Origin of the sequence: Moraxella sp. Pampa, assembly GCF_035181385.1 — a bacterium.
GTDB lineage: Bacteria > Pseudomonadota > Gammaproteobacteria > Pseudomonadales > Moraxellaceae > Moraxella.
Map to the genome: position 1 here is coordinate 60,311 of NZ_JAXCJK010000004.1, position 12,699 is coordinate 73,009.

Below are 12,699 nucleotides of genomic sequence, written 5' to 3' on the forward strand. Positions count from 1 at the left end.
ACATTGGTCAAAAATTAATATTTCATCTCAAGTGATACTGCAAAGTTACGCCCTGGCGCGGCATATTGGTTCAGCGAAGCTTGTCCATGAGCATTGCCAGAAGTGATAGAAGTCTGACGCAACGACTCCCAAGTACTATAGCGATGATTCAAAAGATTTTGAACGCTGCCACGCACGGTAATATAATCCGTTGGACGATAGAACGCTGACAGGTCTAAGGTATGCCAACCACGACTTTTAACATTGGTGGCTTTTCTTTCATGCTTTTCACCACTAGGTATGACAGCCTGTGTTTTTAGCTCATTGGCATCTTTGGCACCAGTGATGGTCCAAGTTGCCCCAAGACCCCATTTATCGCCATCAGCTGCATAGTCCAACCCAAAAACATATCTGGTTGGTGTGATGGTATCTAGAAAATAACCATCTGCATTGATAAAGTTCCCTTTAATCTTATTTTCTTTCACATTGGTTTTAAGGTAAGCTAAACTACCTGTTAGACCCTGTGGCAGTTTATCTGATAAGCTGTCAAAATAGAGTTTACCACCAATACTAACACCATCAAGATGAACATCTTGGTAATTGCGATAGCCCCAGATCTGTACAGGTAAATTAGGTGCTGGTCTATCAAAGTGTTTTAAAGTTAGGTCAATTAAGTCTTTGTAACGGTTATCAAAATAGCTGACATCAAGCACGCCCATATTGCCTTTAACACTGATTCCCAATTCTTGATTTAAGGCTTTTTCTGGACGAACATTAGTGGCTTCATATTTGTCATCATCCTCACCTTTGATTAAGCCGTCCAAACGATAACCAAATAATTCTTTAAAACTAGGTACGCGATAGCCTGATGACGCTCGATACATGATATCCAAATAATCAGTTGGTCTTACCACAAGCCCAGCATTCCAAGAAGTGTTGTTGTATCTACCCTTACCAGTCCAGCTGTCATCACTATTAAACAAATGCGTATCATAGCGTAAACCCAAACTTAAATCCACCAAATCACCAAAATAAATGGTGTCTTTTAATGATGCGTGCAAATTATGCCCCGTAATAACACTGTCGCCACACTTACGCGCCTCACCAAGTCCAGATTGCTGATCTTTACACACATCGCTATATTTTAGCACAGGCGGTTGGATTGACCACACCTCCACACCGTGTTTATCTTTTAAGAATTCATATTGTAGTTTATAGGACTTTGCGTGAATGTCTGAAATGGTGCGTTTGGAGTTAAATTTATCTATACCAACACCCGCTGACAGCTTATGATCAATCTTCTCTCCTTGGATAAATTTACTAAAATCAGCACGCAATACATTATGATTTTCTACATAAATCGTACGGTTGCTTTTTTCGGCAGAATTGGGTTTATCAATACTAGCCACACAGTTTTTATCAATGGTTGGGTATTCAGAGCAGTATTTTTCGGTAACAAAATTGTTGATATCTACCGTTTGACGATCAACGCTAATTTTGGCATCATCAATTAAGGCGTTTTTGTTGTCATTTTTAAAGTGATAGCTTAAGCCAAATCTGTCTTTGCTGTGTTTTTCATCAATAAAACGAGCCTGCGACCAATAACCTGCAATTCCATCTGGTGGCGTAGTATGTAGTCCTTCATGGTAGCGACTACCAAGATAAACTTTTCGAGCTGAGCCTAGTGCACCTCCATTCGGAGTGTCTTTTAAGTGATAGCTTTCTTTGCTCATGTCTCTGGTGTCATATTTTTGTTTTGTGCTCTCATAAACTGCCTCAAAGCGATGCTGTGGAGCAAGATTATAGCCTAATTTGAACAAGTATGAGCCAGATTTATAATCCATAGGGTCGCCCAAAACTCGATATTTGCCCGTATAGTCTTTGGCATTCATTTTCTCAAAAATGGGCTTGCTTAGCACTTTTTTCTTAATCGTACAGCCCGCCAGACTGGTTTCATAGTTAGGACATTCTTCTACGACGATAAATTTATGCGTGTCATCATCATCAAAGACAATGCCACCATTCGTCAAGTCATCAGCCGTACTGCCCCATCGCCATATGCCATATTCTGTGTTCAATATGTCTTTGTGTGGTATGACAGCCTGCTTGGTACGGTCGGTATATTGCAAGAGCAAATCAGCCTTGTCATTACGCAGGGCAAAGCCCGCAGAGTGCATGGTCTGCTTATCACGGCTAGCATAAGAGCCTTTGTAAAAGGTGCCAAATTTGCTATCATGGTCTAATACATCACTGACATTTTTGGTTCGGAAACTGACCGCTCCGCCCAATGCCCCGCTACCAGATTCTGAACCATTTGCACCTTGACTAATCTGTACAGCACTGATATTTTCCAGTTCAATCTCGTTGATTGCACCGCTGCCCTCTCGACCTTCGCCTGTTTGGCGTTTTTGTACCAAGTATGACTGAGCTTGGCTTAGCCCATCAACAGTAACGGCAACTCGGTTTTTATCTACACCACGAATGGTATAACCTGAACTTGCACCACGACCTTGTTCTACTACTGCTACACCGGGTGTATCTTTGACCAAATCACGAATGGATAGGATTTGTTTTTGGCTAATCTCCTCGGCTGTTTTGACTGTTTTTCCAAGCCCTGTTACTTCTTCACTTTTCTTGGTTAAGCGTTTTTTAACCACAACATCAATCGTATCTAGCACGGCATTTGGGGCATTGGGATTTTTAGCAGTACTATTTTCATCATCTTGAGCAAATGCTGGGTTTACGGCCCCAAAAAGCATCGAACACACAACCAAGCTTAGGTATTTTTGGCGATATTGATTTTTTTTCATAACAATTCCTTATTTTTTCTCTTTATTATTTACCTGTTCACTTGTGCCATAGAACACACCACCACCCACAACAGTGTCAGACTTATTCTCTTCGGTTTGCTTCTCTAATCTACCCTCAAAAGAGAATATACCCGCCAAATGTTTGGCGTCTTTGCCATAAAATCCACCTTGCACTTTGCTGTTGTCAATGGATTGTAAAATTTGATTATTTTGTTGTCTACCAGGGTCTAAGTCAAGTCGTCTGGCAAGATTTAGCGTGCCTTCAAAACCATTTTTTACAATGTTGGCGTTAATTTGGAAAACAGGGTTCGTGTCTTTCTCTTTAATCAGCTGACCTGTCAATTTTCTTTCATCAAAATTAACATTAAAATTAGCTTTGCTATCATACGCACCCTCGCCAGCTCTGGTTTGCCAGTGGTCGCCAATTCGCCCATGCCAAGTGCCTGAATAACTTACCTCGCCTCGGCTTGGAATCTGTTCACTTGGGGTACGATCACCCAATAGATAAAACCCTCTGACAGAATCATCAATTGCAATCTGTGCTTGCAATTGGCCATTGCCACTATTTGCATCAGGTTTTGGTAAAAATTCTTTTAAATTTTCCAATACCGTCAAATCAAATTTATCACCGCCAACAAACAATTTGACAATTTCATGATTTTCATTAACCTCGCCTTCAGTCTGTTCATCTAACAAAGACTCAAGTTTTTGTTTGATTGCCTGATGTTTATTGTTGGTGTATGCTTCTAGCACCTTGGTGATGATTTCTTGTTTACTTTCTTGTTTTCCATCATCTTCTGATAACAGAATATAAACATTGATCAAATCAATCAAATCTCGTTTTTCAGTGTTGATTTTTTGTTTAAGATCAGCCTTAGCATTATCAATCACCTGCTCGCTATATTGTGGCTCTACTTCGCGTTTTGGTAAATACTTTTGCAAATTAGCTAAGACATCTGGGTCAAATTTATCACCCTGCCTCATCAAGCCCAATGCTTCTTCAATACTACTGTACTCAAATTTACCAAATAGCTTCGCCAATTTCGCCTCGGCTGGCTTGACATCTGTAAACGCAGACAGAATCTTTTTGGTAATTTTTGCTTTTAATACTAATGTCGGACTGTCTAAATACTCATTCAATTCATTTTCAACATCGCCAAGGATTTCCTCCCTAGCCTCTTGCAACTTATTTTTTGCCTGTTGAAGCTCACTTTCTGAATAGCCAGGATTGGCAGGCGGTTTTGGTTGGCCATTACCACTTGAATTAGGCACAACAGCTCTGTTAAACGAACCCAAACGCAACAAACCGTCTGTTGTACCAAAGCTTGTAACAACGGCTTTTTGACCTGAAGCAAGTTGTACTATTTTTTGACGATGGTCATTAGGCAAAAGCTCAATAAACTGAGAGCCTATCTGTAGTTGATTGACATTGCCAAAGTTGGCAATCGAATGTATGGTTGCTTTTTGTGCAGGGTTAATTTGACTGTCCTGAGTGGTATCCACATACAACCCATCATATCGGACTTCCAACTTCTTCACCTGATTTTCGGTTTGTTTACCTGAAAATACCCCAAATACCGAATTATCGTCTGTCAAGAATCGCCCACCCAACTCTTCAGCATTAGGCCCAAAAAATCCACCTTCCAGACGATTGGTCGCATCTTTTTGGAAAAATTGTAAAGTAGTGTCTCTATCTACTGCTCTGGCACTGCCAGAAAAACGATTGCCTTGAATTGTGGCATCAATTTCATAACGGTTTACGGTCTCTCGCTTGCCATTTGGGGTTGCTTGTTTACTCCTGCTTAAAGTCCCCTTTAAAGTTTTGTCATCAAAGTTGGCTTGAAAAGTCGCTTGATGATTGCCGTTTCGTGGTGAGTACTGCCCAGAAGAGTATTCAGCAAATGAGGTCGCCCCCATATCATCACCCCAGTAGTTATCCATACCAAAAGTCGCACCACCACCCACAGGCCCCCGCTCTGACCGTTCATTATTTTGACGCCTATCACGCTTTGCATCGGTGACAAAATCCCATGAACCTGTGTATTGTACATTGCCCATGGTGCGTCCGATGGTAGGCTGTTCGGCATAATAATATACATAACCATCACCATCTCTTAGGAGGTATTTTCTGCCCTTTTCATCCATTTTTTCTAATGTTTCATCAGCATAAAAGTAAGAAAATATCCAGCCTGTTTTGACATATTTGTAGTCGTCATGAGGCTTTTTATAAGGCGACATTTCCTCTGAAAAATTACTTTTATAACGCTCTTTGTTTTTTTGGTCATAATTTTGTTTAAGCTCTTTGGTCAAGTCCGCAAGAGTCTTTTGGCTATTTTTTTCAAGGGCATCTTCGCTTAGCTGCTCATGTTCACCAAAATAACTGACATCTTTGTAATCTACAGCCCGTTTGCGTTTTGGAATGGGCATAACCGCGCTTAATGCAGAACCAAATAAAGGCTTAATTAAAGTATCGCTATTTTGGTTGGGTGGCACAGGCTGAGCATCGTCTTTTGTTGGTGGCTGAGGAGTGGCAGTTGGATTCACGCCGACCTCAATATAGCGTGAATTACTAAATCCACCGCCATTACAAGCGGTTAATAACACAGTGCTGACAGCCAGAACCAGTGGTAAAGGGGTGAGCTTTTTAGTATTGGATAAATCAGACATAACGCCTCCAAGCAGATGAATTAATCAGTCAGATTGCACAAACAACAACCTTGCAATTTGATTATTTTTTTGTAACAAAAGATGGTGAAATATTAATGATTTCTTACGCTTATGGTCGGATTTATTATAATTAATCTTAAATGAAAAAGCAATAAGAATTATTATCAATAATTAAATTGCTTTCAAAAAGTATTGCTGTCCACGGCAGAATCTGATTACCAGTTTAAACAATAAAAAAATACCCCAAAGTTGGACAACCAACTTCGGGGTATTTACACTAAAAACAGCAGTTAAAATTATCTTAATACTTCTGCCATCGCATAAGCAACATATTCAACATTTTTGCTGTTTAGCCCTGCAAGGCACATACGACCATTTTCTACCATATATACCGCAAACTCATCACGCAGACGCACCACCTGCTCAGCATTTAAGCCAGTAAAACTAAACATGCCACGCTGTTTGGTGAAATAGCTAAAATCACGCTCAGGCAATTTGGCACTCAATGTGTCTTGTAACTTTTGACGCATCGTGCGAATACGATCTCGCATTTCATACACCTCGCCCACCCATTGATTAAACAATTCATCATCATTCATCACAATATCAACAACCGCACCACCGTGTGATGGCGGGTTAGAATAGATGCGACGCACGGTAAATTTTAGCTGTCCAAGCACACGCTCAGCTTCATCTGCCGATGGTGCAACTACTGACAAACCCCCAACACGCTCGCCATATAGCGATAAGTTTTTTGAAAATGAATTTGATACAAATACTGGCAAGCCCAGCTCTACAGCACGGCGAATGGCGTATGCATCACTGTCCATGTCATCACCAAAGCCTTGATAGGCAATGTCCATGAATGCGATAAGTTTTTTATCTTTAATGATATCAAGTACAATATCCCATTGCTCACGATCCAAATCTACACCAGTTGGATTGTGGCAACATGGGTGCAACAATACGACATCGTTTTGGTTTAGACTTTTAAAAAACTCACACATTTCATCAAATTTTACGCCAATCGTAGCAGCATCATAATATGGATACTCACCCACCTCCATGCCAGCACCTGCAAAGATACTGATGTGATTACCCCAAGTTGGCTTTGATACATAACATTTGGCTTTTGGAAACCACTGATGAATGAAGTCCGCCCCCACTTTTAATGCTCCCGAACCACCCAAAGTAGCGATGGTTGCCACACGACCCTCAGCAACTGCCTGACTGTCTTTGCCAAATAATAGCTCTTGGCACGCTTTTTTGTATCCAGCCAAGCCGTCCATTGGCAAATAACCTCTTGGTCGTGGCGGATTGGCAATTTGTGCTTCAGCGGTTTTTACACATTCAAGCACGGGCAGTTTGCCATCTTCAGTATAGTAAACACCGACACCCAAATTTACCTTGATATCGCTTCGTGGATCGTTTGCAAACTTATCCATCAGACCCAAGATTGGATCGCCTGCGTAGCGTTCAACATGATTAAACATGACAACTTTTCCTTTAATTAAAGCCTAACGGCGAAAATGATAACCAATACAGTATAAACCAAATCCCACCTCTTGTGCAGATCATTTCTAAACAAAAGTGGCAAAATACAGCAACTATTCTTTTGGACTGCTCACCAAAAATTCATGTGCGTTTTCAATCAAAAAATCCTTAAAAGCAAGTGCGGCAGGTGATAACGAACGATTTTTATGCGTATAGAGCAGAAATTTCCTCTCAACCACAGGCTCTGCAATCGGACGCATGACCAAACCATACAGCTCCACCCATTCTGCTGCATAGAGTAGGCAAATCGTTACACCCAAACCCATTCTCGTCATGCCAAGTGCTGTTGATAGAAAGTTTATCTCAAAATCAGGATTAAAAATACGGCTCGAAATTGGTGCTGGTAGCTCGTTTTGCAAAGACTTAATGAATGGTCCATTTAGGGTGATTAAGCGTTCATTCAATAAATCCGTCCAGCGGATTACCTCTTCATTAGCAAAAAAATGGGTCTTAGGTAGTACCAAATAAAACGGTGAGCTAAACAACGTATCTGTTTGCAAATCATCTGAATAAGTTCTCTCAGGTGCAATGCCCAAATCAGCTTCTAAATTTTCAATAGAATCTACAACATTATCCACCGAACAGTCAGTTAGGGTTACTTGGATATGTGGATGCAATTCACAAAATTTAGCAATGAATTTTGGCATGGTTGATGCCGATAATTGCTGAGACACCGCCAAACGCACATGACCTTGGTGCAACGATTTGAGGTTTGCGACTTTTTCGTTGAGTACCGACATCTCGTTCAGCACTCGTCTTGCTTGTGGCAGTAGTCGTGTTCCTGCATCGGACAAGTGTAACTTGCGAGTAGTACGATCAAACAGCTTAACATCAAGATTTTGCTCAAGCTCTTTAATCAGCCCACTCAAAGCAGATTGAGTCAGGCACAAAATCTCAGCCGCCCTAGTAAAGCTGTTTTGTTCAGCGACAAGCACAAAAGCACGCAGTTGGCGTAGCGTAGTACTCACGGTTATAATCCCTAGTAATATATGTATCAGTTATTATTATAAATTATAATTTTAAAGATACAAGTAGCTTATGAAAATAAATCCCAACCCTCATTAAAACCAAAATAAAAAACCAATCTTTAATTTAAGATTGGTTTTTTGGTTAATATTATTTTATTCAACAGACCAAACCGCTTTGGTCAATCAGCTTTTATGGGCATATTTTATTATTAGGTTTAAAGAAAGACCAATAACACAAAGACCAATCACACTAAGGCAATGTCTGACAGCAAAATGCCATTGTTATCCGCATAGACATACGCACCATCACAAATAGTAACGCCACCAAGGTACAAATCAAGCCCTATCTCACCCACACCTTTACGAATGGACTTTTGCGGGGTTGAGCCCAATGCCTGCACACCCAAATCAAGCTCAGCAAGTGCATCAACATCACGCACACAACCATAAATAATCACACCTGACCAGCCATGTTTGACAGCACTTTCGGCAATCATATCACCCAATAATGCACATCGCATAGAAGCACCGCCATCAACAACCAGCACTTTACCAATGCCATCGGTTGCCAACAATTCCTTAACTCGTGAATTATCTTCAAAACATTTGACAGTAACAATTTGTCCACCAAATGATTTACGACCACCAAAACTGCGAAAAAATTTACCATCTATGCTTGGTAAAACCACTTGGATTTTTTTGTCCTCGTTGGCATCTAACAAATCACAAGTTACAAATACACCCATCGTTTCACTCCCATCATCACAAACTACAACGAACAAATTTTTTTACAAAAATAGCATTTCATCAATCTTTTGTCAATTTATCCGACACTAAGTCAAGCGTGCGATTTGACCTAAAACTCATTTGTTGCTTTGTGATGGGGTCAACAAAACTGAGTGAATAAGCAAGCAGTTGTAGCGGTGAGGCAAAATCGCCCTGTTCTTTATGGCAAATGCTTGGGTAATAAGGGTCGTTTTTAATCGGAATGCCCAGATGATTCAAATGCACTCTTAATTGGTGCAACTTACCTGTGGTAGGATAAAGTTCATACTTCGCCCAGCCATCATGCACTTGCAACCGATGAATGCGTGTATGAGAATTAGGTACACCATCTACCACCGCCATTGTGTAAAAAGGCTCGCCACGCTCCATGCACAAACTCACATCAAGCGGAAAAGCCAAACCAAAATGAACAGGTGCAATGGCATGATAAACTTTTTTGATGGTTTGTTTTTTAAATAATGACTGATAAATGCCTCTGGTCTCAGAATTTTTGCTGATGAGTATTAACCCTGCCGTCTCTCTATCAAGACGATGAATGGGGGAGAGTGTGGAAATATTCGTTTTGCACTTTAGACGAGTTAAGAGCGTTTGTCTAACATAGTTACCACTTGGGGTAACTGTAAGAAAATGAGGTTTATCCACAACCATAAATTCCCGATTTTCAAAGATTATCTCGTGTTCAAACGGTACAATGGTTTCATTTTCTAAGAACCGATAATAATAAATATGGCGTCCATGACAATAAGGAGAATTGGCATCAACCCGCCTGCCATCGTCCCAAATGACCAAACCATCATCAAAACGCCTCTGCCATTCATCAGGCAAGATATGAGGAAATTTTTGACAAAGAAAATGATAAATGTCAGCGGGCCTCTTGGTATTGTCCATAAATTTTTCTAAATAAACCACACTAGGAGACACGCCATCAATCATCGGAGGAACAAATACTTCACCCATTACAAAGCCCCTTGATCAAATCATCCATTATAAATGATTTTGATCAGTCTTAACCAAACATTTTCCCAGCTGATAAATTTAGCACAACCACCAAAAAGAGCCACAATGCTTACAACAAACGACTTAACACCTGCCAGCTGGCTTTATTTTTTATAAAAAAGTCATTAACACAGCATCATTCATTAAAAATTTAAGACACTCGCTTTAATCAATCAATTGCAAAACTTTTTTTAAAGGCCAAACCGCCAACCTTGACCATCTTAAAGCCCCAAAAACCACTGCAAACAAATACCATATTGATGACAAGAATGTATTGATCATAAAAACAAACAAGCTATTTTGGTCAGCTCTCAACAATATCTCTCAATATCTCTCAATCTTGCACTTTGTAAGAAAAAGCTGACAAAAATTGACGATATTGGCGTATTTTCTTGTTGTTTTAAATTTGGCATAATATTCCCAAGCAGCAAGGAGATGGCAGATGGATATGCCGACATGGACGAATGCTGTGGTAAATGGAAGTAAGGCAAGGACGAATACGGAAAAAATCATGTAAATCTCCCAAAACAATAAGGCCACAATCATAACGGTTGCGGCCTTATTGTTTTTTATTAGATTATTACGATTTGCGTGATTACAAAAAGCTCCTGTACTACTGGGAGCTTTTTATGTTTATTGAATGTGTATTTTTCGCGCCAGCAGAAGGGGCTTTCACCCCTTTTTTTGGCTTTTAAGATTTTTATTTAATTGACCAGTACTTAGCTTGCCAATTACCCAGTGCATCCTTAGTAGAATAGCCCTGAACATAAGGCTTAACCGCCCTTGCATTAACTTGGTAATACACCCATACATTTGGCACATCTTTATCCAAAATCGCCTCTAAGTCATGATACACCTTGGCGCGTTCAGTATCACTGGTCTTAGTCAAAGATGTTTTTAATAATGCGTCATAATCTGCATTGGAGTAATTGCCATAGTTGCCTGAGCCCTCAGTACGCATGACATTCAAAAAGGCTGCTGGGTCATTATAGTCGCCACACCAAGCTGCACGCGCCATTTGATGTTCGTGGTTACGGCGACTTGCCAGATATGCCTTCCACTCTTGATTAACCAGATTAATCTTGACAAAGCCAAGTGCATCATGCCATAGTGATTGGGCAGCAACAGCAACTTTTTTATGATTTTCGCTGGTATTATAAAGTAAGTCAAATTTAAGCGGATTAGACTCATTGTAACCTGCCTCATTGAGCAACCGCTTAGCCTCAGCAATGCGTGCAGTTTTGTCAAGTTTGTGCCAATCTGGGGTATAATTTGGGTTGTTAGATACGACTGTTGGCGTCATCTGATAAGACGGCATCTCACCACGAGCAGCAACTTTTTCAGTGATGGTTTCACGATCAAGTGCCAGCGTCATTGCACGGCGGACACGCAAATCGTCAAATGGCGGTTTTTTGACATTCATTTCATAATAATATGAACAAAATGATGGTGAGGTCTTAACCTCATCTTTATTAGTCGATGCCAACACATCACTTGGAATATCGGTAAAAGTAATGTCAATCTCACCCGCTTGATATCGTGAATAATCCGTTGGGCCGCTATCAATCGGCAACAACACCAAATGCTCAATGGCGACATTGGCAGCGTCATAGTAATGTGGGTTTTTGACAAAGACCATTTTTTCGCCAACTTTCCAGTCTTTTAAAATATACGCACCGTTTACCACAATATTTTCAGGTTTTGCCCATGCATCACCAAGTGTCTCGACCACTTTCTTGGGCACAGGACGCATGGCAGTGTAGGCAGCCATCTGTGGAAAATATGGTACGGGTTCAGATAAGGTGATTTGCAAAGTCTTATCATCAAGTGCCTTTACACCGACCTGTTCTGGTGGCAATTTACCCTCAATAATGTCGCTAGCATTTAGCACTTTGGCGTCTGCAATAAAATTGGCAAAATTAGCGGCGGTCTTAGGGTCAACCATACGCTGAAAACTAAATACAAAATCATGTGCTGTAATGGCATCGCCATTTGACCAATTGGCATCACGAAGTTTAAATACCCAAGTGATGTTGTCCGCACTTTCCCAACTTTCTGCAATGCCTGCGATTAATTTGCCATCTACATCTGTACTGGTCAATCCCACAAACTGCTGGCGTGCAACTGACGATTCTGGTACACCACCTGTCTTGTGGGGGTCAAGTGAGCTGATTTCTGCACCGTTGTTAATGGTTAGCGTTGTCTTGTCTTGCTTACTGGCAGTTTCGCTTGTTTTAGCGTCTGACTGGGCCGATTCGGATTTGTTTTCACAGCCCGACACGGCAAGCAACACACCAATAGACAAAGCCGAGACTGCAAATTTTAGCGTATGTTTTGTCATAATACATTCCTTTTTGATCATTTTGCCAGAAGTTATGGGCTTTAAGCACAAGTAATTAAAGCCCTAAAGCATTATTTGGGGTATTTTATCATCATCATAGAATAAATGGTTTTGGTTTTTTATTCCATTTTTGAATATATAAATCTCATTTTTCATGTAAGTATTTTCTTACACGCATTGGCGATATTAGTGTATTGTTTTATGCCAAGAAAATTGGCACAATATGAACATCAGCAAGGATTGGGTGAATGGATATGCCGACATGGACGAATGCTGAATGTCATGATGACGACATGGAAATTTAGGAATGGCAAAACACGATAAAACCACAAAGTTCACTTTGTGGTTTTATTGTCACATATAAAAATCAACAATAAGCACTGATTAGCACTCAACATTTATCGCTTATCAATATTCATCTTAGCCGCACATGGCACAACAAAACCAAGACCTTGCACCACTTTCAATCACTTTTGATGCAAGGTCCGATAAGATAATTGACAAACTGCTGATCTAAATTCTAAGTTTAATCAGCCTACCATCGTACTTTAGCAGCTTAATGGCCAAATTGTACAATCATCATCTTTTTAAAAGACTG

The 12,699-nt window shown here is 40.4% G+C and carries 9 protein-coding genes; 1 reads left to right on the forward strand and 8 read right to left on the reverse strand.

Features of this window, described 5'->3' with window-relative positions; genetic code table 11:
• Positions 1-14: 14 nt before the first annotated feature.
• The 8 genes from R0123_RS07625 to R0123_RS07660 all read right to left on the reverse strand — a co-directional run bounded on the left by R0123_RS07625 (position 15) and on the right by R0123_RS07660 (position 12,101).
• Positions 15-2,789: a lactoferrin/transferrin family TonB-dependent receptor gene (locus R0123_RS07625; protein ID WP_323843633.1), complete on the reverse strand. Its 2,775-nt coding sequence runs from the start codon at positions 2,787-2,789 to the stop codon at positions 15-17.
• A gap of 9 nt (positions 2,790-2,798) precedes the next feature.
• Positions 2,799-5,456 (reverse strand): transferrin-binding protein-like solute binding protein, encoded by a 2,658-nt coding sequence (locus tag R0123_RS07630; RefSeq protein ID WP_323843634.1) that lies wholly within the window; start codon positions 5,454-5,456, stop codon positions 2,799-2,801.
• A gap of 296 nt (positions 5,457-5,752) precedes the next feature.
• Positions 5,753-6,949 carry an amino acid aminotransferase gene (locus R0123_RS07635; RefSeq protein WP_323843635.1) on the reverse strand — a complete coding sequence of 399 codons (1,197 nt, stop codon included), beginning with the start codon at positions 6,947-6,949 and terminating at the stop codon, positions 5,753-5,755.
• 114 nt (positions 6,950-7,063) lie between these two features.
• Complete coding sequence (locus tag R0123_RS07640; protein WP_323843636.1) at positions 7,064-7,978, reverse strand: LysR family transcriptional regulator; 915 nt, start codon at positions 7,976-7,978, stop codon at positions 7,064-7,066.
• Positions 7,979-8,223: 245 nt separating this feature from the next.
• Positions 8,224-8,724, reverse strand: a complete 501-nt coding sequence (gene rraA, locus R0123_RS07645) for a ribonuclease E activity regulator RraA (RefSeq protein WP_323842252.1) — start codon at positions 8,722-8,724, stop codon at positions 8,224-8,226.
• A 61-nt stretch (positions 8,725-8,785) separates the two neighbouring features.
• Positions 8,786-9,721, reverse strand: a complete 936-nt coding sequence (locus tag R0123_RS07650; protein WP_323843637.1) for a pseudouridine synthase — start codon at positions 9,719-9,721, stop codon at positions 8,786-8,788.
• Positions 9,722-10,084: 363 nt separating this feature from the next.
• The gene (locus R0123_RS07655) at positions 10,085-10,273 is read right to left on the reverse strand and encodes a hypothetical protein (protein WP_323843638.1); all 189 of its coding nucleotides are present in this window, start codon (positions 10,271-10,273) and stop codon (positions 10,085-10,087) included.
• Positions 10,274-10,460: 187 nt separating this feature from the next.
• Positions 10,461-12,101 carry a peptide ABC transporter substrate-binding protein gene (locus tag R0123_RS07660; RefSeq protein WP_323843639.1) on the reverse strand — a complete coding sequence of 547 codons (1,641 nt, stop codon included), beginning with the start codon at positions 12,099-12,101 and terminating at the stop codon, positions 10,461-10,463.
• Positions 12,102-12,302: 201 nt separating this feature from the next.
• Here R0123_RS07660 and R0123_RS07665 point away from each other — a divergent pair, with 201 nt between their 5' ends.
• Positions 12,303-12,425 carry a hypothetical protein gene (locus R0123_RS07665; RefSeq protein WP_323843640.1) on the forward strand — a complete coding sequence of 41 codons (123 nt, stop codon included), beginning with the start codon at positions 12,303-12,305 and terminating at the stop codon, positions 12,423-12,425.
• The last annotated feature ends 274 nt before the right edge of the window (positions 12,426-12,699 follow it).